The organism is Nocardia sp. NPDC051750 (genome assembly GCF_044453135.1).
GTDB lineage: Bacteria > Actinomycetota > Actinomycetes > Mycobacteriales > Mycobacteriaceae > Nocardia.
The window spans coordinates 145,280-169,311 of the sequence record NZ_JBITCK010000009.1 but is presented as its reverse complement, the minus strand read 5'-3'; the positions used below and the strand labels follow the sequence as shown (position 1 = coordinate 169,311).

The 24,032-nt window shown below is 68.9% G+C and carries 20 protein-coding genes; 8 read left to right on the top strand and 12 right to left on the bottom strand.

Going from position 1 to position 24,032, the window contains the following annotated elements; translation table 11 throughout:
• Positions 1-270: 270 nt before the first annotated feature.
• Together ACIA75_RS34245 and ACIA75_RS34240 are read right to left on the bottom strand one after the other, a co-directional pair.
• Positions 271-4,860, bottom strand: coding sequence for an ATP-dependent helicase (locus ACIA75_RS34245; protein WP_397111218.1), 4,590 nt, complete (start codon positions 4,858-4,860; stop codon positions 271-273).
• A 52-nt stretch (positions 4,861-4,912) separates the two neighbouring features.
• Positions 4,913-5,161, bottom strand: a complete 249-nt coding sequence (locus tag ACIA75_RS34240; RefSeq protein WP_397111217.1) for a hypothetical protein — start codon at positions 5,159-5,161, stop codon at positions 4,913-4,915.
• A 102-nt stretch (positions 5,162-5,263) separates the two neighbouring features.
• Between ACIA75_RS34240 and ACIA75_RS34235 the strand changes: the two genes are divergently transcribed.
• Entirely contained in the window at positions 5,264-5,815 is a 552-nt protein-coding gene (locus ACIA75_RS34235) for a histidine phosphatase family protein (RefSeq protein ID WP_397111216.1), read from the top strand.
• A gap of 14 nt (positions 5,816-5,829) precedes the next feature.
• Here the strand turns inward: ACIA75_RS34235 and ACIA75_RS34230 are convergent, their stop codons facing one another.
• The 3 genes from ACIA75_RS34230 to ACIA75_RS34220 form a co-directional block, all read right to left on the bottom strand.
• Positions 5,830-7,674: a serine/threonine-protein kinase gene (locus tag ACIA75_RS34230; RefSeq protein ID WP_397111215.1), complete on the bottom strand. Its 1,845-nt coding sequence runs from the start codon at positions 7,672-7,674 to the stop codon at positions 5,830-5,832.
• Between the two features lie 160 nt (positions 7,675-7,834).
• Positions 7,835-9,193, bottom strand: a complete 1,359-nt coding sequence (gene lat / locus ACIA75_RS34225; RefSeq protein WP_397111214.1) for an L-lysine 6-transaminase — start codon at positions 9,191-9,193, stop codon at positions 7,835-7,837.
• Between the two features lie 86 nt (positions 9,194-9,279).
• On the bottom strand, positions 9,280-9,732 hold the full coding sequence (locus ACIA75_RS34220) for an Lrp/AsnC family transcriptional regulator (protein WP_280417197.1): 453 nt from the start codon (positions 9,730-9,732) through the stop codon (positions 9,280-9,282).
• 112 nt (positions 9,733-9,844) lie between these two features.
• Between ACIA75_RS34220 and ACIA75_RS34215 the strand changes: the two genes are divergently transcribed.
• Positions 9,845-11,380 (top strand): aldehyde dehydrogenase family protein, encoded by a 1,536-nt coding sequence (locus tag ACIA75_RS34215; protein ID WP_397111213.1) that lies wholly within the window; start codon positions 9,845-9,847, stop codon positions 11,378-11,380.
• Positions 11,381-11,552: 172 nt separating this feature from the next.
• Here ACIA75_RS34215 and ACIA75_RS34210 read toward each other — a convergent pair whose 3' ends face one another.
• The 3 genes from ACIA75_RS34210 to ACIA75_RS34200 form a co-directional block, all read right to left on the bottom strand.
• Complete coding sequence (locus ACIA75_RS34210) at positions 11,553-12,497, bottom strand: patatin family protein (RefSeq protein ID WP_397111212.1); 945 nt, start codon at positions 12,495-12,497, stop codon at positions 11,553-11,555.
• A gap of 130 nt (positions 12,498-12,627) precedes the next feature.
• Positions 12,628-14,415, bottom strand: a complete 1,788-nt coding sequence (locus tag ACIA75_RS34205) for an acetyl/propionyl/methylcrotonyl-CoA carboxylase subunit alpha (RefSeq protein ID WP_397111211.1) — start codon at positions 14,413-14,415, stop codon at positions 12,628-12,630.
• A 272-nt stretch (positions 14,416-14,687) separates the two neighbouring features.
• Complete coding sequence (locus ACIA75_RS34200; protein ID WP_397111210.1) at positions 14,688-15,548, bottom strand: sulfurtransferase; 861 nt, start codon at positions 15,546-15,548, stop codon at positions 14,688-14,690.
• Between the two features lie 167 nt (positions 15,549-15,715).
• Here ACIA75_RS34200 and ACIA75_RS34195 point away from each other — a divergent pair, with 167 nt between their 5' ends.
• The gene (locus ACIA75_RS34195; protein ID WP_397111209.1) at positions 15,716-16,678 is read left to right on the top strand and encodes a transcriptional regulator; all 963 of its coding nucleotides are present in this window, start codon (positions 15,716-15,718) and stop codon (positions 16,676-16,678) included.
• Here the strand turns inward: ACIA75_RS34195 and ACIA75_RS34190 are convergent.
• The 3 genes from ACIA75_RS34190 to ACIA75_RS34180 all read right to left on the bottom strand — a co-directional run bounded on the left by ACIA75_RS34190 (position 16,604) and on the right by ACIA75_RS34180 (position 19,352).
• Positions 16,604-17,251 (bottom strand): Maf family protein, encoded by a 648-nt coding sequence (locus ACIA75_RS34190; RefSeq protein WP_397111208.1) that lies wholly within the window; start codon positions 17,249-17,251, stop codon positions 16,604-16,606. The genes ACIA75_RS34195 and ACIA75_RS34190 overlap by 75 nt on opposite strands.
• A 22-nt stretch (positions 17,252-17,273) precedes the next feature.
• Positions 17,274-17,600, bottom strand: a complete 327-nt coding sequence (locus ACIA75_RS34185; RefSeq protein WP_397111207.1) for an acyl-CoA carboxylase subunit epsilon — start codon at positions 17,598-17,600, stop codon at positions 17,274-17,276.
• Positions 17,601-17,711: 111 nt separating this feature from the next.
• The gene (locus ACIA75_RS34180; protein ID WP_397111206.1) at positions 17,712-19,352 is read right to left on the bottom strand and encodes an acyl-CoA carboxylase subunit beta; all 1,641 of its coding nucleotides are present in this window, start codon (positions 19,350-19,352) and stop codon (positions 17,712-17,714) included.
• 262 nt (positions 19,353-19,614) lie between these two features.
• On the opposite strand from ACIA75_RS34180, the gene ACIA75_RS34175 reads away from it, so the two are divergent.
• The 5 genes from ACIA75_RS34175 (at position 19,615) to ACIA75_RS34155 (ending at position 23,312) form a co-directional block, all read left to right on the top strand.
• Positions 19,615-19,797 (top strand): hypothetical protein, encoded by a 183-nt coding sequence (locus ACIA75_RS34175; protein ID WP_397111205.1) that lies wholly within the window; start codon positions 19,615-19,617, stop codon positions 19,795-19,797.
• A gap of 68 nt (positions 19,798-19,865) precedes the next feature.
• Positions 19,866-20,708 carry a biotin--[acetyl-CoA-carboxylase] ligase gene (locus ACIA75_RS34170; RefSeq protein WP_397111204.1) on the top strand — a complete coding sequence of 281 codons (843 nt, stop codon included), beginning with the start codon at positions 19,866-19,868 and terminating at the stop codon, positions 20,706-20,708.
• A gap of 28 nt (positions 20,709-20,736) precedes the next feature.
• Positions 20,737-21,249 (top strand): PH domain-containing protein, encoded by a 513-nt coding sequence (locus tag ACIA75_RS34165; RefSeq protein WP_397111203.1) that lies wholly within the window; start codon positions 20,737-20,739, stop codon positions 21,247-21,249.
• A gap of 73 nt (positions 21,250-21,322) precedes the next feature.
• Entirely contained in the window at positions 21,323-22,000 is a 678-nt protein-coding gene (locus ACIA75_RS34160; RefSeq protein WP_397111202.1) for a response regulator transcription factor, read from the top strand.
• 1 nt (position 22,001) lies between these two features.
• On the top strand, positions 22,002-23,312 hold the full coding sequence (locus ACIA75_RS34155) for a sensor histidine kinase (RefSeq protein ID WP_397111201.1): 1,311 nt from the start codon (positions 22,002-22,004) through the stop codon (positions 23,310-23,312).
• 148 nt (positions 23,313-23,460) lie between these two features.
• On the opposite strand, the gene ACIA75_RS34150 is transcribed toward ACIA75_RS34155, so the two are convergent.
• Positions 23,461-24,009 (bottom strand): GtrA family protein, encoded by a 549-nt coding sequence (locus ACIA75_RS34150; protein ID WP_397111200.1) that lies wholly within the window; start codon positions 24,007-24,009, stop codon positions 23,461-23,463.
• Between the last annotated feature and the right edge of the window lie 23 nt (positions 24,010-24,032).

Below are 24,032 nucleotides of genomic sequence, written 5' to 3'. Positions count from 1 at the left end.
CACGCACGGTATAGCTGTCCGGTACCGGTGTGTAGGTATCGCTCGGGGCCGGGCGGGCCGCTGTGTCACGGACGGTGTGGCTGTCCGGCACCGGTGCAAGGGCATCGTCGGGGGCGGGGTGGAACACCACGTGATCGCTCGGCCGGGTTGTCCGCTGTCGGCTCGGGCAGGAAAGCGGGTGGAAGACCATGTCACCCAGAGGTGCGGGTTTCTCGTACCGGCTTGGGCACCGGAGCGATGGCAGGCCCGGTTGCCGGGCGGCGGGCGCGGTCATCGGCGGCCCCGGAGGCGCAGGCCGCGCGGGGTGGTGCTGAAACCCGCTGCGGTGAGGAAGCCGGCGAAGGTATTTCCGTGGACCGACTCGCCGTCGACACGATCGATGACGAGGGAATCCACCCGTCCGGAATGCACCAGCTCGGCCAGCGCCGTTGCCGCGGCGTGCCGGGCGTCGGGATCCTCGGTGCAGGTGAGCAGTGTCCGGCCGCCTCGTTCCAGGTAGAGCACCAGTTCGCCGTCGACCAGCACGACCAGCGCGCCCGCTTTGCGGCCCGGGCGATGACCGGCTTCGCCGGCGGTCTTGGGCCAGCCGAGCGCGGCGCCGTAGGGGTTGGCCGGATCGCAGGCCGCGAGCACCAGCGCCGTCGCGGCCGGTCGCCGGTCGCCGTCGAAGGTACGCAGCCGATCCACCACATCGGTGGTGGAGAACTGGGCGCCGCCGAGCGAATCCACGAAGTAGCCGCGGCGGCACCGGCCGCGGTCCTCGAATTCGCTGAGCACCCGGTAGACGAGTGCGAACCCGCCGGGGACCCCCTCGTTCTGTACCGCGCCCTTGGTCACCACGCCGTAGCGTTCGAGCAGCAGGTCGGCCGTGGCATGGGCGCGGACCGTGTTGTCGGTGGCCCGCTCCGGGAGCAGCGACCACCGGCCGGAGACGGTGGGTGGACCCGAACGGGTCGGCATGGCGGGCCGGGGGAGGTAGGTGCGTCCGCGCGGGGCGCGTCGCGGAGTGCGGTGCGCGGTCGGTGTCCGGGTGGATCCGGACAGGCGTGCCCGAACCGGAGCGAAGGTGTCGCCGGAGAGCAGACCCGCCCAGACCAGGTCCCACAGCGCGGCCGCTACCGCGGTGTCGTCGAGGACACCCGTCGCATCGGCGAGCTGGCGGAAGAAGTACGCGCCGCCACCACCGAGACCTGGGGCGGGGAACGCGGTAGGCCGATCCGACTCGAGCCGGCGATCCCCGGGAGCGATATCCGCGGCGGCGGACTCGAGCTCGTGGCGTGCCGGTTTTCCTGCGGGGGCGGCGCCCAGGACCGTGAGCAGGGTGAGGTGGAGATCGTCGAGTTCCAGCTCATCCGGGGGCGGGAGCGTGACGGGGGCCTGATCGGCCGGGTGCAGGGCGATCCAGCCGTCCTTGGCGTTGATGGCCCCGTGCCCGGACCAGCGGACCTCACCGGTGGCCATGAGTTCGTCGAGCAGGGCCGGGTGGTAATCGCGGACGCGGGCGGGCAGGACCAGCGATTCCCACGCCGAAGCCGGGATCGGAACCCCGGCCAGCTGTTCGACCACCACGGCCACCCCGTCCACGCCGCGCAGCTCGCCGCTGCCGACGTGCTGCCAGTCGGGCAGGAAACGCGCCAGGGCGGCGGTGGCGACCGGCTCGATCTCGTGCCGGGCGGCGGCCAGACTCCGGCGGCGTAACCGGCGCAGTACCTGGGTGTCACACCATTCCGACCCTGCCGTCTCGGGCGTGAATTCGCCTTCCACCACCCGTTTTTCGGTGACCAGCTGATGGAGCGCCGAGGCGGCGACGGCGGTGCCGAGCCCGAACCGGTACGCGACCGATTCCGTGCCGAAGGGGCCGTGGGTGCGGGCGTAGCGGGCGACCAGATCGCCCAGGGGATCGGGTACCGGTTCGATGAAGGCGGCCGGGGTGCCGATCGGCAGCGGGACGCCCAGCGCGTCGCGGAGCCGGGCGGCATCCTCGATCGCGGCCCACCAGACCCGGCCCGCGTAGGCCACTTCGAGTGCCCGCCGGGCGCCGGCGAGTTCCGCGAACCAGTCCGCGGGGTCGTCCAGGCAGCGCTGCCGGGCCTCGTCCGCCGTCAGCGGGCCGAGTAGCCGCAGCAGATCCGCCAGACCTTCCGCGTCCCGGGCCTTGCGTTCCGGGGTGAGTCGTTGCAGTTCCAGTTCGGTCTGCGCCATGACCTCGCTGTCCAGCAGTTCGCGCAGTTCGACGCGGCCCAGGAGCTCGGCCAGCAGACCCGAGTCCAGCGAAAGCGCCGCCGCCCGGCGTTCGGCGAGGGGGCTGTCGCCGTCGTACATGAACTGGCCGATGTAGTCGAACAGCAGGGCGTTGGCGAAGGGGGACGGAGTGGCGGTCTCCACTTCGACCAGGCGTACCTGCCGGCGCGCGACCTGACCCAGCAGATCGCGGAGCGCGGGGAGGTCGTAGACATCGCGCAGGCATTCGCGCACGGTCTCGAGCAGGATCGGGAAATCCGGGAATTTGCGTGCGACATCGAGCAATTGGGCCGACCGCTGCCGCTGCTGCCACAGCGGCGCGCGCTTACCGGGATCGCGCCGCGGCAGCAGCAGTGCGCGGGCGGCGCATTCGCGGAACCGGGAGGCGAACAGCGCCGACCCACCCACCTGCTCGGTGACCACGTCGTCGATCTCGTCCGGCTCGAAGACGAACAGTTCCGCACCCGGCGGATCGTCGGTGGTATCGGGCAGCCGTACGACGATGCCGTCGTCGGAGGCGTTGGGTGCTGCGTCCACCCCGAACCGTTCGCGGAGCCGGGCACCGACGGCCAGCGCCCACGCCGCGTGCACCGGCAGGCCGAAGGGGGAGTGCAGGATCAGCCGCCAGTCGCCGAGTTCGTCCCGGAACCGTTCGACGACCAGGGTCCGGTCGGTGGGTAGCCGCCCGGTCGCGGTGCGCTGATCGTCCAGCAGCGCACGCAGATTGGCGACAGCGTTCTCGTCGAGGCCGGCGGCGGTGGTGCGTTCGGTGAATTCCTGCTCCGATTTCCCCGAGCCGGCGCGGCGGACGAATTCGCCCAGCGCGGCACCCAGTTCGGCCGGGCGGCCGAGCGAATCGCCGTGCCAGAAGGGCAGCCGGCCGGGATGGCCGAAGGCGGGGGTCACCAGTACGCGGTCGTAGGTGATGTCCTCGATCCGCCAGCTGGTGGCCCCGAGCGCGAAAACATCGCCGACCCTGGATTCGTAGACCATTTCCTCGTCTAGTTCACCTACCCGAGAGGCCTTCTCGCCCACCATGTACACCGCGAACATGCCGCGATCGGGGATGGCGCCACCGGATGTGACGGCCAATCGCTGGGCGCCGGGGCGACCGGTCAGGGTGCCGGCGTCGCGGTCCCAGACCAGGCGCGGGCGTAGTTCGGCGAATTCGTCGGAGGGGTAGCGTCCGGCCAGCAGGTCCAGCACCGCTTCGTAGGACGAACGCGGCAGTGCGGCATAGCTTCCGGTGCCGCGCACCGTCTCGAACCAGGTGTCCACGTCCAGCGGTTCGAGCGCACACGCCGCCACCGTCTGCTGCGCGAGGATATCCAGCGGATGGGCGGGGATCTTCAATTCCTCGATCTGTCCGGACAGCATGCGCTGGGCCGCCACCGCGCAGTGCACCACATCGGTGCGGTGTTTGGGGAACAGCACCCCGCGCGATATCTCGCCCACCTGGTGACCGGCCCGGCCGATCCGCTGTAACCCGCTGGCCACCGAGGGTGGGGCTTCGACCTGTACCACCAGGTCCACGGCGCCCATATCGATACCGAGTTCGAGGCTGCTGGTGGCCACCACGCAGCGCAATCGCCCACTTTTCAGATCGTCTTCGATAAGGGCCCGCTGCTCCTTGCTCACCGACCCGTGGTGTGCCCGGGCCAGCAGCTGCTCGGCCCCATGGCTGACCTCGGTGGACACGCCGAGTTGCGCGGGCGGGGCATGGGCCGTTGCCACATTTTCGCCGAGTTGCCCGGCGTAGGTTTCGTTCAACCGGGCGGTGAGCCGTTCGGCGAGGCGCCGGGAATTGGCGAAGACGATCGACGAACGGTGTGCGAGTACGAGGTCGACGATCGCCCCGTCCACATGCGGCCACAGCGACCCGGGCTGTTCCGAATCGCCGGGTTCGGTCATATCCGCGACCGGGACCCGCACCGACAAATCGAAGGTTTTGGGCGCGGGCGGGGACACGATGGTGATCGGCGCCGTGCCCACCAGGAACCGGCCCACCTCCTCGGGCGGGCGTACCGTCGCCGACAACCCGATGCGCTGGACCGGCCGCTCGGTGAGCGAATCCAGCCGGGCCAGCGACAGCGCCAGATGCGATCCGCGTTTGGATCCCGCGATCGCATGGACCTCGTCCACGATGACCGTCCGGACCCCGCGCAATGTCTCCCGGGCCGCGGAGGTGAGCATCAAGAACAGCGATTCCGGCGTGGTGATCAGGATATTCGGGGGTGTGCGCTGTAACCGGCGCCGCTCCTGCGTGGTGGTATCCCCGGACCGCACGCCCACGCTGATCTCCGGCGCGGGCAGCCCGAGCCGGCGCGCCGTCTGGCGCACCCCCACCAGCGGTGCCCGCAGATTCCGCTCCACATCCACCGCCAGCGCCTTCAGCGGGGAGATGTAGAGCACCGAGGTCCCGTCCACCGGCGGATCGGCGCGGGCGAGCTCATCGATGGCCCACAGGAACGCCGACAGGGTTTTCCCGGACCCTGTCGGCGCGACCACGAGGGTGTGTTCCCCGCCCGCGATCGCCCGCCACGCCCCCAGCTGCGCGTCCGTGGGCGCGGGAAACGCACCGGCGAACCACTGCTGGGTGGCGGCGGAGAACTCGGTCATGGACTCCAGTCTGCACCCGGGCACCGACAGGCGACGGATGCCGGGGGAGTGGTCAGGGCAGGTTTCCGTCGATCAGTTCGGGTTCTGCTGTCGCGGGGTCGGGGAGGTCGGGAGGTGGGATATCGCGGATGAGTTCGGCCAGGCGAACCAGATCGTCGGTGCTCACCCCGCCGACCGGCCGGAACTCCCGGTCGAGCCGGCGGCGGAGAAACTCTGTCCGGGATATCCCGAGACCACGAGCTTGCCGGTCGATCTCATCGATAATCGCGCCGGGCACGGCGCGGATCAAAATATCTGTCATCCTCGATCACCTCCTGCTGGCAGCGGGGCACGACGGGCCGGGAGCCGGCGCAACGATCCGGGCCGGCCACCGGTGACAGTTCGGTGTTTCTATGCTGCGACGGTGCCTGGTGTTCGAAAACTCGATCTGATCTCCCACGGGATCACCGACGCGCTGCGGGCGGCACGGTTCCCGGCCGACGAACCGCTCACCCCGGCGGGGCGGGCGGCACTGGCGGGCCGGACGGTCGAGCCACCGGCGGGCGCACAGGTGCTGGTGGGACCGGAGCGGCGAACCAGAGAGACTGCCCGGCTGCTCGGCTTGGACGCCGCACCATTGTCCAGGTTACGCGATCTTGACGCCGGTGCCTGGTGCGGCACCCGACTCGACACTCTCGCGCCGGACCGGCTGCATCAGTGGCGGACCGACCCCGGCTACCGGGAACACGGCGGGGAATCGGTCCTCGACCTGCTCGAACGAGTCCGTGGCTGGCTCACCGAGCTCACCGCGGCCCCGCCTACCGCCACGGTCGCTGTCACTCATCCCGCGGTGATCCGAGCTGTGCTGGTGGTCGCGCTGGACGCCGCGACCGAATCGTTCTGGCGGATCGATGTGGCGCCGGGCAGCCGGACCCGGCTCCACCACCGCGGCGCGTGGACACTGCGACTGACGTAGCTGCCGGACGCCCGTCAACCCAGCGATACCGAGGTCCCGAGAGACAACGGGAAATCGCGGAAAGTCATGCTCGCGGGCACCGACCCGGCCGGCACCTCGTACACCAGATGGGTGCCCAGGGACTCACCCGGTTGCAAGGTCCGCGGCGCGGCGGCGGTGGCGGCGCGCTGCGCGGTGGCCGTCACATCCGGGCCGAACTCGGCACCGGCCGTATCGCGCAGTTTCTGACCCAGCGGTGTGTAGGTATGGGGCTCCGGCGCGATATTGCGGACGGTGAAACTCACCACCACGAAACTGCCCTGGGGGCGGTCGAAACCGATCGACGTCACATCGGATTCCACATTTCGTACCACGAATTCGAAACTGCCGTCGCGGACCGCGGTTCCGGCGGCCGCTGTGGGCCGGTCGTCGCCGGAGAAGAAGCCACCGGAGAAGAAATCGATGGATCCGACGCCCTGCAGCACCGCGGCCGTACACCCGCCGATCAACACCAGCGGTACCACCACCAGAACGAACAGCCAGAACACAACCTTGCGCAAGCGGCTCTTGCGCCGCCGGGGCCGTGCCGCCGGGCGGGCCCGTGGCCTCCGCTGGGCGGGTGGCGAGGGACGGCGGGGTGCGGGCCGGGCCGGCGCCACCGGCCGGGCGCCCGCGTGCGCCACGTCGCGACCGTGCGCCGCTCCGGCGGGGCCGTGGCCGGTCTCCAACCGGGTGTAGGCCCGTGTCGGCGGATGGCCGGGTTCGGCGGCTCCGGCCGCGGCGAGGCTCGTGTACGGCCGGGTGCCCGGGTGCCCCGTCCCTTCGTATCGGCGCGTGCCCGCCGGGCCGGGATGGGGCGTAACCGGGGGTGCCGGGGCTTCGTATCGCCGGGTGCCGGCTGGGCCCGGGTGGGGCGTATCCGGGGACACCGGCGTTTCGTATCGCCGGGTGGCGGGCCGGTCCGGAGATTCGTAGCGGCGGGTGCCCGCCGGGCCGGCGTCGAGTTCGTAGTGGCGGGTTCCCGGATGTCGGTCGGCAGGTCCGGACGCCGCCGGGACCGGGTTTGCGAGGCCCACCGCTGCTGCCGCGGCCCGCGCGAATTCGCCGGCGGTGGGAAAGCGGTCGCCGGGTTCCTTGGCCAGCGCACGGGCGATCACCGCGTCCAGCTGCGGGGATATTTCCGGGACAAGCGCCCGCACACTCGGCGGGGTCGTGGTGAGGTGGTCGTGCATCTGCCGGGCCGGGTCGGTGTCACCGAACGGCCGCATGCCGGCCAGGCATTCGTAGAGCACACAGCCCAGCGAGTAGATATCGGCGCGCGCGTCCGTATCGCCGGTGAACCGTTCGGGTGCCATATACGCCCAGGTACCCACGGCCAGACCGGATGCCGTGAGCGCGGTACTGCCGGCGCCGTGCGCGATACCGAAATCGATCAGATAGACGAAACCGTCGCGGCGCACGACGATATTGGACGGTTTCACATCCCGGTGCACCAGCCCCGCCCGATGCGCGGCATCCAGCGCGGCCGCGGTCTGCGCGATGATCTCGACGGCCCGGGCCGGGGCCAGGCGCCCGCCCCGGCGCAGGATCAGGGACAGATCCTCGCCCTCGACATACTCCATTTCGATGAACAGCCGGCCGTCCAGCTCGCCGTGGGCGTGGATGGTCACGATATGGCTGTCGTGCAGGCGGGCGGCAAGTTCGGCTTCGCGCTCGAACCGGCTCCGATACATCGGATCGGCCGCGAGCTCGGCGGGCAGCAATTTCAACGCGACCTGCCGGCCGCCCGCGGCATCGCTGTGGGCCAGCCACACCTGGCCCATACCGCCCTGGCCGAGCAGCCGCTCGAGCCGGTAGCGGCCCAACCGCTGCCCAGCCATGCCCATCCTTCCCGTCACCGCCGCCCCGGTGAGTACCGGACCGGCGAGGTGGTCCGGACCGTGCCCAGGGTCCGGACTGTACCCCGACCCTAACGGCGACGGCCGGTACCGCACAGTGTGAGCTCACCGACCAGGGAGACAGGGGGAAGTGGTGGTCCGGCTATCCGGCGTCTGCCAGTACCCGGTCCAACGCGGCGACGGCGGCGTCCAGTTCCTCTCGCTCGACAGTCAGCGGTGGGCGGAAGCGGATACCGCTCGGCCCGGTGCCGATCATCAGGACCCGCTCGCGTTCCCGCAGCGAGATGAGTACGGCGTCCCGGAAACCGGTGTCGGGCAGAGTAATCGCGCACATCAGACCGCGACCCCGAGGATCCGACACCGCGGGATGCCGCTCGGCGAGTTCACGTAGCAGGCCCTGTAGGTGCTCGCCCAGTACCGCGGCTCGTTCGACCAGGCCGTCTCGTTCGACGACCTCCAGGATCCGGCGGGCGCGAACCATATCGGTCAGGTTGCCGCCCCAGGTGGAATTGAGCCGGGACGGGACCGCGAAGACATTGTCGTGCACCTCGTCCACCCGGCCGCCGGCCATGATCCCGCAGACCTGTGTCTTCTTGCCGAACGCCACAATGTCCGGCTGGAGCCCGAATTGCTGGTAGGCCCAGGTACTTCCGGTCAGGCCGACACCGGATTGCACCTCGTCGACGACGAACAGCGCGTCGTTGTCGTGACAGAGCCGCTGCATCGCCCGCAGGAATTCCGGGCGCATATGCCGGTCGCCGCCTTCGCCCTGGATGGGTTCGGCGATGAAGCAGGCGATGCTGTTGGGCCGCTCCGCGAACGCCCGGGTCGCTTGGTCGAGGGTCAGCTGTTCGGCCCGGTCGATATCCTCGTGCCCACCGAGCCACGGGGTTTCGATGCGGGGCCAGTCGAACACCGGGAAGCGTTCGGTTTTCACCGGGTCGGTGTTGGTGAGCGACAGCGTGTAACCGCTGCGGCCGTGGAAGGCGCCGGTCAGGTGGAGCACCTCGGCTTCGTGGCCGGGCCGTGTTGTGCGCCCGTGTAGTTCGTTGTGACGGCTCTTCCAGTCGAAGGCGGTTTTCAGTGCGTTCTCCACCGCGAGCGCGCCGCCGTCGATGAAGAACAGGTGCGGTAGCCGCGGGTCGCCGAGTACCCGGACGAAGGTGTGCACGAACCGGGCCATCTCGACGGTGTAGATATCGGAGTTACTCGGCTTGTTCACTGCGGCGGTGGTCAATTCGTTCCGGAAGGCCGCGTCCCCGGCCAGCGCCGGATGGTTCATCCCGAGGGCGCTGGAGGCGAAGAAACCGAACATATCGAGATAGTCGGTGCCGTCGCGGGCGTCCACCAGGTGACGGCCGTAGGAGGCGGGCAGATCCAGTACCAGATCGAATCCGTCGGCGAGCATGCTCGCCGACAGCGTCTCGTGGACGCGGGTCGCGGGAATGCGGTCCGCGGCGGTGTCACCGCCGGCACCGGATCGTTCCAGTTCGATGGTCACATCACCGACGGTACGGGAGCTGGAACCGATCGGGCAGTAAATTTTCTTGGTGGGACCATACCGAGAAGGATTTGTTACGTTGCCAGCTACTTTTCGTAGAATGTCTGCAGGATGATGGTGCTCCGCGTGCGGACGTTGGCCGTCGCCCGGATCTGCTGGAGCAGCTGCTCCAGATGTCGCGGGGAGGCCACCCGGACCAGCAGGATGTAGCTCTCTTCGCCCGCTACCGAATGGCATGCCTCGATACCGGGCACCTGCTGCAGCAGGGCGGGCGCGTCATCGGGTTGCGACGGATCGAGAGGAGTGATCGCGACAAATGCCGACAGCAGCTGCCCCAGCGCCTCCGGATCGACATCGGCCGTATATCCACGGATCACACCGCGCGCCTCGAGTCTGCGCACCCGCGACTGCACCGCGGATACCGAAAGACTCGCCTTCTCGGCCAGATTGGACAGTGTCGCCCGCCCGTCGGCCATCAGTTCCCGGATCAGCAGGCGATCGATCTCATCCAGGGTCGGTTTTGCCGGTGTTTCCGCCATCAGCGAAGGCTAACGTAGCGGACACGCCGCCGGAATACAGTTGTGAACGTCAATTCTCCGGCAGTGGTATCCGCACAGCGTATTTCGTCCGGCCGAACCCGAGGAGTTCGCGATGACCGAGATCGACCGCGAGACCCGAACCGTCCGATTTTCCCACCGCGTGGGTGCCCTGCTGGATGCCCTCGGGATCGAGCCTCCGCCGGCCGGTGAGATGGAGGTGCACTGCCCGATAACCGGCGAGGTGCTGATCGGTCTGCGCCCGGACACTCCCGCCGAGATCGACACCGCGATCACCGAAGCCGCCGCCGCCTTCGTCACCTGGCGCAGCGTTCCGGCCCCGCAGCGTGCGGCCGTGGTGCGGGAACTGGTCGCCTTGTTGCGGTGCCATCAGGACGAACTCGCCGAGCTCGTCACCCTGGAGGTGGGCAAGATCCCGGCCGAGGCGCGCGGTGAAGTCCAGGAGATGATCGATATCTGCGAATTCGCGGTCGGTCTGTCGCGCCAGCTGTACGGCTACACCATGGCGTCGGAACGGCCCGGGCACCGGCTCATGGAGACCTGGCATCCGCTCGGTGTGGTCGCGGTGATCTCGGCGTTCAATTTCCCGGTCGCGGTGTGGGCGTGGAACACCGCGGTCGCCCTGGTCTGTGGCGACACCGTGGTGTGGAAGCCCTCGGATCGGACTCCGCTGACCGCCCTGGCCTGTCACGCCCTGCTGCGCCGGGCGGCGCGCGCCGCGGGTGCCGACCAGCGCGTCCATCAACTCGTCCTGGGGACCGGATCGGCCGGGGCCCAGCTGGTCGACGACGAACGAGTGGCCCTGGTCAGCGCCACGGGCTCGGTCGCGATGGGCCGGCAGGTGGGCCCGCGGGTGGCCGCCCGATTCGGCCGCTGCCTGCTGGAGCTGGGCGGCAACAATGCCGCCGTCGTCACCCCGTCCGCCGATCTGGACCTGGCGGTGCGGGGGATCGTCTTCGCCGCGGTCGGCACGGCCGGTCAGCGCTGTACGACACTGCGCCGGCTGATCGTGCACACCCGGATCGCCGACGAACTGCTGGACCGGCTGGTTCGCGCCTACCGGCAGCTGCGTATCGGGAACCCGCTGGATACCGGGGTGCAGGTGGGCCCGCTCAGTGGTCCCGAGGCGTGGGAGCGGATGCGTGACGCGCTGGCCCGCGCCCGGCACGACGGCGGCGAAGTGCTCGTCGGCGGCGACGAAGTCGTGGTCGCCGGGATGGGGCCGGCGGCACGCTACGCGCACCCCGCGATCGTCCGGATGCCGGACCAGACCGAGATCGTGCGCGAGGAAACCTTCGCTCCCATCCTGTACGTACTCACCTACGACGATTTCGATACCGCCCTGGCCCTGCACAACGGTGTGCCACAGGGGTTGTCGTCCGCGATTTTCACCACCGACCAGCGGGAGGCCGAACGTTTCCTCGCCGCCGACGGATCGGACTGCGGTATCGCCAACGTCAATATCGGCACCTCCGGCGCGGAGATCGGCGGCGCGTTCGGTGGCGAGAAACACACCGGTGGCGGCCGCGAATCCGGTTCGGACGCCTGGAAGGCCTATATGCGCCGGGCGACCAACACGATCAACTACTCCCGCGACCTACCGCTGGCACAGGGCATCCGTTTCGACTGACCCGGTTCGAACCGCGAATCCGGGCGCGGCAGGGCAGGTTCTGGCGGGCGATGCGCCGGAAACACGCCACCGGGCCATAACCCGCCCGGGCACCGCATTGTCGGCGGCCGGCCGGTGCCCTGGCCGCGCGCGTCGGACTGCCTGCGTGTTGTGCCGAACGGCGGCCCGCCGGCTAACAGGGCTCGGCGGCGATGGGGCTCAGCTGCGCGAAGAAATCGGCGACGGCGCGGCGCCCGATATCCATCCCGCGGGTGAGGATCCCGGGATCGGTTTCGACACTGCTGATATCCGGTGAACCGGCGGGCGGATGGATCTGATGCGCCGCGCCGCCCATCCCGGCGATGACCCCGTCCTCCAGCGCCTGCTGGCCGGGGCGCTCCTTCCACGCACGGTAGGCGCCGGGCGCGCAGAGCCGCATATAGGTGCCACCGATGAGGTCGTGCAACCGCGGCGCCGGTGGGCGGCGTTCGTCGGCGCGCCGCGTCCGCAGGATCAGCGCATGGGTCGCACCGCTCTTCAAGGCAGTGCGCACCGGGACCGTTTCGGACAGCCCGCCGTCGAAATACCGGCGTCCGGCCAATGCCACCGGAGGCCCGGCCAGCAGGGGCAGCCCCGAGGAGGCGCGCAGTGCCGTCTGCAGAGTCGCCTTGTCCACGATATGGGGGTGCAGGTCCACCGGCTGCCCGGTGTGGATATCGGTGGCGATGGGATGGAATGTGATCTCGTTCGCCAGGATCGCCGGGAAATCCATCGGGTGCAGGCCGTCGTAGACCTTGTGCACCAGATAGTTCAGATCGAAGGCGGGCCGGCCCCGCAGCATCCGCGCCGGATCGATGGCCCGGCGCATGATCGCGGCATCGGTCCACGCCTTCATTCCGCGACCCGCCCGCCCGCACAGCAGCCAGGCCGCGTTGATCGCGCCCGCGGAGGTGCCGTAGACGGCATCGAACACCGCGGCCAGCCCGAGCTCCTCCAGAGCGTGCACCATCCCGCTGGAGTACACCCCGCGGCTACCGCCGCCTTCGACCACGAGGACCAGCCGATGGCTGTCGGATCGGCTACCGGATGCGAAACGGTCGCGGATCACCTCCGCGACCGTCGGTTGTACTGCGCTCACCAGGTCACCATACGCCGGAGCGGGTGGCGATCATCGATCGCGCACCCGCTCGGCGTCACTGTGCATCCAGTGTTGGTTCAGTTGTCGGCGTACTGTCGCACGCCTGTTCGCGGTGCCCCCGCGCCGGTGCCTACTTGATCTCGGCCAGGACCGTGCCCTGGGTGATCGCGGCACCGGCCGCCACACTCAGACCGGTGACCACACCGGCCTTGTGCGCGTTGACCGGGTTCTCCATCTTCATGGCCTCGAGCACCACGATCAGATCGCCCGCCTCGACGGACTGGCCTTCCTCGACCGCGACCTTGACGACGGTGCCCTGCATCGGCGCGGTGACCGCGTCACCGGACGCGGCGCCGCCGCCGGCACCGCCCCGCGTGCGCGGCTTCGGCTTCTTGCGGATCGCACCACCGGCCGCGGGCGCACCCGAACCGACCGAGAACTGACCCGGCAGCGAGACCTCGACCCGGCGGCCGCCGACCTCGACCACAACCTTCTGGCGCGGCTCGTCGTCTTCCTCGACGGGGGCGCCACCGGTGAACGGTTCGACGGTGTTCTTCCACTCGGTTTCGATCCACTTGGTGTAGACGTCGAACGATTCACCGTTGCCGACGAAGGCGGGATCCTCGACGATCGCCCGGTGGAACGGGATGACTGTGGCCAGGCCCTCGACGTGGAATTCGGCCAGCGCGCGCCGCGCCCGCTCCAGCGCCTGGGTCCGGTTCTCGCCGGTGACGATGAGCTTGGCCAGCATCGAGTCGAACTGGCCGCCGATCACGCTGCCCGCGACCACACCGGAGTCGACGCGCACACCCGGGCCGGTCGGCTCGGAGTAGGCGGTGACGGGGCCGGGGGCGGGCAGGAAGCCGCGGCCGGCGTCCTCGCCGTTGATCCGGAACTCGAACGAGTGCCCGCGGGGGGTGGGGTCTTCGGTGAGTTCCAGTTTCTCGCCGTTGGCGATCCGGAACTGCTGGCGGACCAGGTCGAGCCCGGAGGTTTCCTCGGTGACCGGATGCTCGACCTGCAGACGGGTATTCACCTCGAGGAACGAGACGGTGTCGCCCTGCACCAGGTACTCCACGGTGCCGGCGCCGTAGTAGCCGGCCTCCTTGCAGATGGCCTTCGCCGAGGCGTGGATCCGGGCCCGCTGGTCGTCGGTCAGGAACGGCGCCGGAGCCTCCTCGACGAGCTTCTGGAAGCGCCGCTGCAGTGAGCAGTCGCGGGTGCCGGCGACGATCACATTGCCGTGCTGGTCGGCGATCACCTGGGCCTCGACGTGGCGGGCCTTGTCCAGGTACTGCTCGACGAAGCACTCCCCGCGGCCGAACGCGGCCACGGCCTCACGGGTGGCCGATTCGAACAGTTCGGGGATCTCCTCGATGGTGTGCGCGACCTTCATACCGCGGCCACCACCACCGAACGCGGCCTTGATGGCGACCGGCACGCCGTACTGCTTCGCGAACTCGACGACCTCGGCCGCGTTCTTCACCGGGTCCTTGGTGCCCGCGGCCATCGGCGCGTTCGCGCGCTCGGCGATATGGCGGGCGGTGACCTTGTCACCGAGGTCTCGGATGGACTGCGGGGAGGGGCCGATCCAGATCAGCCCGGCGTCGAGGACGGCCTGGGCGAAGTCGGCGTTCTCGGAGAGGAAGCCGTAGCCGGGGTGGATGGCATCCGCGCCGGACTTGGCGGCGGCATCGAGGATCTTGTCGAAGACCAGATACGACTCGGCCGAGGTCTGCCCACCCAGGGCGAAAGCTTCGTCGGCGAGCTTGACGAAGGGCGCGTCGGCATCGGGTTCTGCGTAAACCGCGACACTGCCGAGCCCGGCGTCCTTGGCCGCCCGGATAACGCGCACGGCAATCTCGCCTCGGTTAGCTACGAGTACCTTCGTGATCCGCGCGCTGGCATGGCTGGGCACTGAGCCTCCTGTTGCAATATCTGTGTTCGCTGTGCGGGATGGGCCGCGCCTCGGCTCCGCTCCCGCGGAACGGGGTCCGCCGGTCCGGGTAGGGATCGGATCGCTTCGTGGGCTCCGCTTCCGTGGGTTCGGATCCGCTACGCGGGCTCCGCGCCCGTGGTCGACATGTGTGTCTCGGGCGAGTGTAGGCAGTCTGCCAACAATGCCGGCAATCGGATAGCCCTACTGGGCAGTAGGTGGCAGATCACAATGCTGCCGGCATGTGCGAGAAATTACTGCGTACCAGTAGCGATAGGCATACGGACCGAGTTGCCCCACTCGGTCCAGGAGCCGTCGTAGTTGCGCACGGCCGCGCAGCCGAGCAGGTATTTGAGGACGAACCAGGTGTGGCTGGATCGTTCGCCGACACCGCTGTAGACGATCAGCGGGTCCGGGCCGGTCAGCTCACCGTAGACCGCGTCCAGTTCGGCGCGGCTGCGGAAGCGGCCGTCGGGGCCCAGGGCGCTGTTCCAGGGGATGTTCACCGCGGTCGGGATATGTCCGCCGCGCAGGAAGGTCTCGGTGCCCGCGTCGCCCGGGAAGCCGGCGTATTCCTCGGGTGAACGGACGTCCAGGAGCGGGGCGCCGAGCTGGGCCAGTACTTCCTCGCGGAAAGCCCGGTCCGTGGTGTCGTCGCGGTGGGTCAGGGGGTACCGGCTGCGGGCCCGCTCGGGAGTGTCGAACACCGTATCGCGCGACTCGGCGATCCACGCGTCCCGGCCGCCGTCGAGCAGGCGGACATCCTCGTGCCCGAACATGGTGAAAACCCACGCTGCGTGCGCGGCATGCGAGTTACCGTCGTTTCCGTACAGCACGACGGTGTCGTCCGGTTCGATGCCTTGGGAGCACATGAGTTCGGTGAATCGCTCACCGTCGATATAGTCACGGGTCACCGGGTCGTCGAGGTCGCTGCGCCAGTCGAGCTTGCCGGCCCCCGGAACATGGCCAATGCCGTAGAGGAGGACGTCGGCATTACACTCGATGATCTTCAGACCGGGGGCGCCGAGGTTTGCCGACAACCATTCCGTGGTTACCAAACGGTGTGGGCAAGCATACGAGCCGAAGGCTGGATAAGGGTCCGGGGCGACTGGCACGTTCAGGGTCCTTCACAGGAGGCGGGCAGTGCTGACGACAGGTTCGAGCCGCACTGTGGATAGTAAGTGTGACTTGACGTGAACTTGTTGCAGAGCACAAAGTCGGTGCAATGGGCGAATTAGGCGCATACGGCTCCGATAAAGTCTCCCCGAAGGAGGGGTGAGCTATGTCTGACTCTTGGCCGCGGCGGCGCCTGCTCGCGATCCTCCGCAGCGCGAGCGAACCCCTCGACGCCCAGCAACTGGCGCAGATCACCGGCCAGCACGTCACCACGGTGCGGTTCCACCTCGATATTCTCACCCGTGAGTCGCTGGTCCGGCAGTTCCAGCAGCCGCCGCGGGGCCGTGGCCGGCCGCGAATCGGATACCGCGCCGTACAGCGCAGCGTCGGCTACCAGGACCTGGCCCAGGCACTGGCCGATCAACTCGGACCCGATCCCGCGCAGCAGGCAGCGGCCGGGATGGCCGCCGGCCGGGCGTGGGGTGGCAAACTCGACACCCCTGACGAGCCCGTCGAAACGGTGCGCGACGCGAAGGATCGCACCGTTTCGCTGATGTCGGAACTGGGCTTCGCGCCGGAACGCGATACCGCGGGCCGGGAAGTCGAGGACACCGCGGTGGTCCGGCTGACCGCCTGCCCCCTGCGCGATCTGGCGCGCACGCATACCGAGGTCGTGTGCGGTGTGCACCGCGGCCTGCTCGCCGAACTGCTGGAGGGCGCGGGCGCGCCGGGCAAGGTCGAAGCCGAACTCGTGCCGTTTGTGGCCGACGAGATCTGTGAAGTGCGGCTGCGGCGGGTCGGTCCACCGGACACCGGAACCGGCTCGGAAGGGGCCCCGGTCACCGCACGGGTAGCGCCGGCCCCGGGCCTGATCGATGCGGCCGCCGGGCAAGCGGCGCGGATGTCGCGGGGATCGGGCCGGACGGTGCCGCCGGGCAACCGGCTTCCCTCGACGTCGGCGCCGCTGGAGACCGGACCGCTGCCGGCTTCGGCGGGTCCGCTCACCCCCACCGCGCGGCAGCAGGCCGGGCAGGCGCTCCGCACACCGCCGGCGTCAGGGCCGGCCGGCGGCCCACAGCTCCGCGATACCGACGCCCACTTCCTGGAGCAGTCGGCGCAGCAGCGGTAGACCGATACCGACCACACTGGACGGGTCGCCGTCGATCCGGTCGACGAACCAGCCGCCCAGGCCGTCCAGGGTGAACGCGCCCGCCACCTGCAACGGTTCACCGGTGGCGATATAGGCGTCCAGTTCGGCCGGGTCGGGTTTACCGAAGTGCACGGTGGTGGCGCTGCAGTCGACGGCTTCGGCGGTGACGGTGCCGGACCGGTACCGGAGCACGCAGTGCCCGGTCACCAGATCGGCGTAATGCCCTGCCATGGCCTGCCAGCGCGCCTGGGCGACCTCCGGCGTATGCGGTTTACCCTGTAGCGCGCCGTCGATCAACAGCATCGAATCGCAACCGACCACGACCAGATCGTCACCCGGTCCGGGATCCTCTTCGGCGAGCGACGCGGCCACCGTGCGGGCTTTGGCCCGGGCCAGCTCCACCACGATCTGCCGTGGGCCGGTATCGGCGGGTAGCGCGGCCGCCACCGCATCCTCGTCCACATCCGAGATCCGGACGAGCGGTTCGATACCGGCGGCCCGCAGTACCGACCGGCGGGCCGGGGATGCGGACGCGAGGACCAGCCGGGTCACCTGGCGATCTCCTGGTTCGGTATCAGAAACGCAGATGCGACAGCTGCGGGTAGGAGTACGGCGAGAACGGAGAGCTACCGCGGTGCAGCAGCGTCGGCCGGCCCCAGAGGTCCTCCGGTCCGGTATCGGCGGGTGCCGAGGCCGCCCCGGCGGCGGCGGTGAACACACACACCAATGCGGCGATCTCGGCGTCGCTGGGCGCGCCCTTCTCGATCACGAGGAACGGCTGCCCGCCGGACTCGGCGGCAGGGCTCGCGTCGGATTCGCTCGCGGTATCGACCGCCAGATCCCCGGTGGCGAGGTCCAGTTCGGCTGCGGCCAGTACTTCTTCTTCTGCCACGATCGTCACAGTGCCAGATCCTCTCTCTTACCTTGATCGGGCTCGCGTAGTTCGAACCGATCACCTTCCACCGATCACATACCCCGGACCAGTGTGCGGCCTACTGAGGGTATCGCCGGATCACAGCGGGATGTTGCCGTGTTTCTTCGGCGGAAGGGTCACCATCTTGCGTTCGAGCAGCCGCAGCGCGGAGACGATCTGGCCGCGGGTATGCGACGGCGGGATCACGGCGTCCACATAACCGCGCTCGGCCGCCACGTACGGGTTGACCAAGGTGTCCTCGTACTCGTTCTGCAGCTCCAGGCGCAGTTTGTCCACGTCAGCGCCGTCCCGCGCGGCCTCGGCCAGCCGCTTGCGGTACACGAATCCGACCGCGCCGGAAGCACCCATCACCGCGATCTGGGCGGTGGGCCAGGCCAGGTTCACATCGGCGCCCATATGCTTGGAGCCCATGACGTCGTAGGCGCCGCCGTAGGCCTTGCGGGTGATGATCGTGATTTTTCCCACAGTGGCCTCACCGTAGGCGTAGAGCAGCTTGGCTCCGCGCCGGATGATGCCGTTGAATTCCTGGTCGGTGCCGGGCAGGAAGCCGGGCACATCCACCAGGGTGATGATCGGGACGTTGAAGGCGTCGCAGGTGCGCACGAAGCGCGCGGCCTTCTCCGAGGCGTCGATATCGAGGCAGCCGGCGAACTGGGTCGGCTGGTTGGCGACGATGCCGACACTGCGGCCGTCGACCCGGCCGAAGCCCACGATGATGTTCATGGCCCGTTCGGCCTGGATCTCGAGGAATTCGTCGTCGTCGAGCAGCCGGCGGATGACCTCGTGCATGTCGTACGGCTGGTTCGGCGAATCCGGGATGAGGCTGTCGAGTTCGAGGTCTTCCTCGGTGAGCGACTCCTCGATCGCGCCGGTGATCGGGTCGGACGCCGGAAAACGGGGCGCCTCGGCGCGGTTGTTGCTCGGCAGGTAGGACAGCAGATCCTTGACGTAGTCCAGGGCGTCCTGTTCACCGGAGGCGACGTAATGCGCCGTGCCCGACTTCGCCATATGGGTGTGGGCGCCGCCCAGCTCCTCCATGGTGACCTCTTCACCGGTGACGGTCTTGATGACGTCCGGGCCGGTGATGAACATCTGGCTGGTCTCGTCGACCATCACCACGAAGTCGGTGAGCGCGGGCGAATACACGTGCCCGCCCGCGGCCGCGCCCATGATCAGCGAGATCTGCGGGATCACGCCGGAAGCCTGGATATTGCGGTGGAAGATCTCGCCGTAGAGGCCGAGTGAGACGACGCCCTCCTGGATGCGGGCTCCGGCGCCGTCGTTGATACCGATCAGCGGCCGGCCGGTCTTGAGGGCCAGGTCCATGACCTTGACGATCTTCTCGCCGTACACCTCGCCGAGGCTGCCACCGAACACGGTGGAATCCTGACTGAAGATGCACACCTCGCGCCCGTCGATGGTGCCGTAACCGGTCACCACGCCGTCGCCGAGGGGGCGCTGCTGATCCAGGCCGAAGTTGACGCTGCGGTGCCGGGCCAGGGCATCGAGTTCGACGAAGGAACCCTCGTCGAGCAGCGCGAGGATCCGTTCCCGCGCGGTCATCTTGCCCTTGGCGTGCACCTTGTCGACCGCGGCCTCACCCATCGGGTGTTTGGCTTCTTCCAGCCGATTCCGCAGGTCAGCCAGTTTGCCGGCGGTGGTGTGGATATCGGGAGCACCTGCCGAATCCGGCGTGGGCTGCTGCTGGACACTCGTCATGGGTCGGAGTGTAACCAGAGCCCCACCGCTCTGTTAACCCAGATCTCGCTACCGGTGAGTAAGCCCTGGTCAGGAAAACCCCAGGTGGGTCGGTCGCCGCCGGGCGCTATGTGTACCGCGAATCGCCGCGTACGCAGGTACGACGCGCGACCTGCCGAACAGAGCGACGCGGGGCCGCAATCAATTCGCTTTCGCTGCGGGTACTTCGCGCAATATCCTTGCAGCAGGCCGCTTTTGGAGTCAAGAGGGGAGGTGGCCTGCTATGTGGCACTGGACAACTCGTACCGGACAATTCCCGGAAGCCGTCGCGTTCACGCGGGTGACCGAGCCGGAGCCGGCGATCACCGAGCGGGTTCCGGAGACCGAAGAGACCGAAACCGAAGAGACCGAAGCCGGCGCTATCTGCCGCCAGGCGTCCGATATGGGCTTCGACCTCGTCGGATAGTTCTCCCACGCCGTTCACCGGTCACCGCGCCGCGGTGACCGGTGAACCGGACCAGTACCCTGCCCCAGGTGGACAGGCCTCCGTTGGATATCGAACGTTTGCGGCGAGCGCTCACCGAAACCCCGGAACTGGCGTTCTTCACCGGAATAGAAGTGGTCGAATCGACCGGCTCCACCAATGCGGATCTGCTCGCCCGCGCCACGGACCCGGAAGTCGACCGGGTCGTTCTGCTGGCCGAGGCGCAGGAACAGGGCCGGGGCCGGCTCGCCCGCGCCTGGGCGAGTCCGCCGCGGGCGCAGATCTCGTTATCGATGCTCGTCCGTACGGCCGGGGTCGACCCGGAGCTACTCGGCTGGTTGCCCCTGCTCACGGGAACGGCCGTGGTCGACGCGCTGCGATCGGCAACGGACGTACCGGCCGCCCTGAAATGGCCCAATGACGTCCTCATCGAGGGCCGCAAAATCGCGGGCATCCTCGCCGAAGTCGCTCCCGGAGATCCGCGGCCGGCCGTCGTGCTGGGGGTCGGCATGAATGTCAGCCTCACGGCCGACGAGCTGCCGGTCCCGCACGCGACTTCGCTCACCCTGTGCGACGTCGCGGACCCGGACCGCACAGCGCTGGTACTCGGCATCCTGCGGGAATTCGCCCAGCGCTTCACATCCTGGCGCGATTCGGGCTGGGACACCGCGCCCCTCGCCGCTGCCTACCGGGAGCGGTGCGCGACCCTCGGCACGCCGGTGCGCGCGGAACTACCGGGTGGCGGGCTGCTGACCGGTATCGCCCGCGATATCGATTCCGCCGGCCGGCTCCTGATCGGCGAGGAAGCGGTCGCCGCCGGCGATATCACGCATCTGCGCCCCAGCAACCCGGCGGCAGGCCAGCCGAAACCCGCGACGCCGGACGCGCGGTAAACACCCCGTGCGCCATTAGACTCTGCGCATGGGTTATCCGGAGGATGCGCTGGCGCCCGACGAGGGGCTGATCCTGCACACCCACCCCCATTGGAAGATGCTGTTGTGGCCGGTCGCGACGCTTATCGTCGGCACCGCGCTGGCCGGTTTCCTGGGCGGTCTGGTGTGGCGTACCACCGAGGAGACGATGCGCTCGGTGCTGTTGCTGCTGATTCTGGGGCTCTGGCTGGCGATTCTGGCCTGGCGCAGCGTGGCACCGATCATGGATTGGAAGTCGACGCATTTCATCGTCACCGACCGCCGGGTGCTGGTGCGGGAAGGCGTGCTGACCCACAGCGGTATCGATATCCCGATGAGCCGTATTTCCAGCGTGCAGTTCCGGCACGGACTGGTGGACCGGATGTTCGGTACCGGCGAGCTGATCATCGGCTCCTCGTCCGAGGAACCGCTGGAGTACGCCGATATCCCGAACGTGGAACAGGTGCACGCCCTGCTGTACCACCAGGTTTTCGAGGCCTCGCCGCGACACGGAACCTACTGACGAGCCGGGGCAACGCGCTCGCGCCCGGTCGCCGGAGCGCGGGCCGCCGGCCGGTGGACCGTAATCTGGTCGCATGACCGCCGTACTGCTGGGCGAAGACGACGAGGCTATTGCCGCGCCGCTGTCCCGGGCGCTGGGCCGCGAAGGATATTCGGTGACCGTGGAGAGTTTCGGTCCCGCGGTGCTGGACCGGGCGCTGGAAGGACACCATGATCTGCTGATCCTCGATCTCGGGCTGCCGGGAATGGACGGTTTGGAGGTGTGCCGGCAGGTGCGGGCCCGCGGCGCCGAAATGGCGGTGCTGATGCTCACGGCACGCACCGACGAGGTGGATTTCGTGGTCGGCCTCGATGCCGGCGCCGACGACTACGTCGGTAAGCCGTTCCGGCTGGCCGAACTGCTGGCCCGGGTGCGGGCCCTGCTGCGGCGTAGCGGAATCGGCGACGACACGGTGGAGGTCGGCGGTATCCGGCTGGAACCGGCGGCTCGGCGGGTACTGGTCAACGGGGTGGAAGTGGGGCTGGCGAACAAGGAATACGAGCTGCTGAAGGTGCTGATCGACCGGGCGGGTCAGGTGGTGGCGCGGGAGACGATCCTGCGCGAGGTCTGGGGTGATGCCGAGCTGCGCGGCTCCAAAACGCTCGATATGCACATGTCCTGGTTACGCCGCAAAATCGGCGACGAAGGCCCGATGGCGGAACGGCGGATCGTCACCGTGCGCGGGGTCGGCTTCCGGTTGAACACCGACTGACGTGCGGCGCCGGATTCTGCGGTCGATGCTGACCGTGCTGATGCTGACCACGGTGGTGCTCGGGCTGCCGCTCACCTACACCGCGTGGCTGTGGGTCGAGGACATCACCCGCAACGATCTGCGTGGGCGGCTGGAACAGATCTCCGCCGAGGTCATCGGGCAGGAAGGCAGTATCGGCGTGGTGCAGGGCGAGCTGGATCTGCGCACGGTGGAGCCGCTCGTTCCCGAGGGCGGCCGCCTCACCGTTGTGTATCCGTCGCCGGAGGACAATGCGGCGAAGGTGGAGATCGGGGCCGCCACCGTCGACGATCCGCTGGTGGAATCGCTGTCGATGGGGACCGACGGCTCGCTGCGGCTCGAGGTTCCCGCGACGCCGATGCAGGCCCGGCAGCGGCAGGCGGTGGCCGGAGTGGGGCTGGCCGTGGCGATCTCGCTGGGGGCGGCGATCACCGTCGCGATCGTCACCGCGCGCCGGGTCGCCGACCCGATCCGCGATGTCGCGGCCCGCGCCGCGCGGCTCACCATGGGGGATTTCCGGGCGGATCCGCGCCGGCACGGTATCGCCGAGCTGGACCGGGTGTCCGATGTGCTCGATTCGGCGACCGTCGAGATCGCCGGCCGGCTCCAGCGGGAGCATGCGCTGGTGGCCGATGTCTCGCACCAGTTGCGCAGCCGGCTGACCGCTGTCCGGTTGCGTCTGGACGAGTTGTCCGCGCATTCCGATCCGGCGGTGGTGCACGAGGCCGAGGAGGCCATGGCTCAGGTCGACCGGTTGACCGAGGCCATCGACGATCTGGTCCGTGCGTCCCGGGACGAGGATGCCGCCGACCGTGATCCGGTTCCGGTGATGGACGAACTGCGCGGCATCGTCACCGAATGGCGGCACCCGTTCCGGGAGGCCGGGCGCCTGCTCGATCTGACCGGCGACGAATCGCTGCGTGCCCCGATCACCGGTTCCCGGTTGCGGGAGGCGGTGACGGTACTGGTCGACAATGCGCTGATGCACGGCGGCGGCACCTGCACGGTATCGGTGCGTACGGTCCGCCCGGGACAGGATCGCGAGCCCCTGGTGTGTGTGCAGGTGGCCGACGAAGGAGACGGGGTCAGCGACGAACTGGCGCCGCATATTTTCGACCGGGGTTTCTCCGGGGCCGGGTCGACCGGGGTGGGGCTGGCGCTGGCGCGCGCGTTGATCGAGGCGGACGGGGGCCGGCTGGAGTTACAGCGCCGGCGTCCGGCCTTGTTCGCCGTCTTCCTCGGCAAACCACTGGCGGCACGGGTGGAGAACCGGCGGGTGGGCGAACCGCGCTGAGTGCGCCGGGACCGATCGTCCGAGCCCGACGCAGGGACTGAGTGGCCGGGATGCCGGCGGGCGGCCGAGCCTGCTGCGCGGCGGTGCCGGCTGTCGGCGCTGAGCGGTCGAGGCGGTCGTGAGCTGAGCGGCGAAGCGGCGGCGTTACTCAGCGGCCGAGGCGCCGGTGGTGTTCTTCCTCCACGTAGTCCTCGAGCTGCTCCAGCATCTGGTCGACCTCGTCCGGGAAGACCCAGCGCCGCATCGCCCAGTACCGGAACGCCATCTGCAGCAGGTTGCCGATGAGGTAGGCGCTGATGAAGTCGGCGATGTTCTCCACCATGAAGCTCACCGTGGGCTGGTGCAGCTGGAAGGCATAGCGGGAGACATAGAGCGGGAGCATGCTGAGCACCACGCCCACGCCGCTGACGGCGAAGAACAGCAGTGCCTCGTGATGGCGTTCCCGCCCGCCGCGGTTCTTGAACGACCACTCACGGTTGAGGATGTAGGAGGCGATCACCGCGATAACACCGGCGATGATCTTGGCCGTGACCGGCTTCTCCTCCAGAACCGTCCACTTCAGGGCGTAGAAGATGCCGCTGTCGATCACGAACGTGGTCGCCCCGACAATGGCGAACTTGATCAGTTCGCGTTGCCGGAAGGCAATATCCTGCAGGGGCTGCGGTAGGACGCGCACCACGTCGTCGACGAATGACACAAGGCCAGAGCATACCGCTAGCC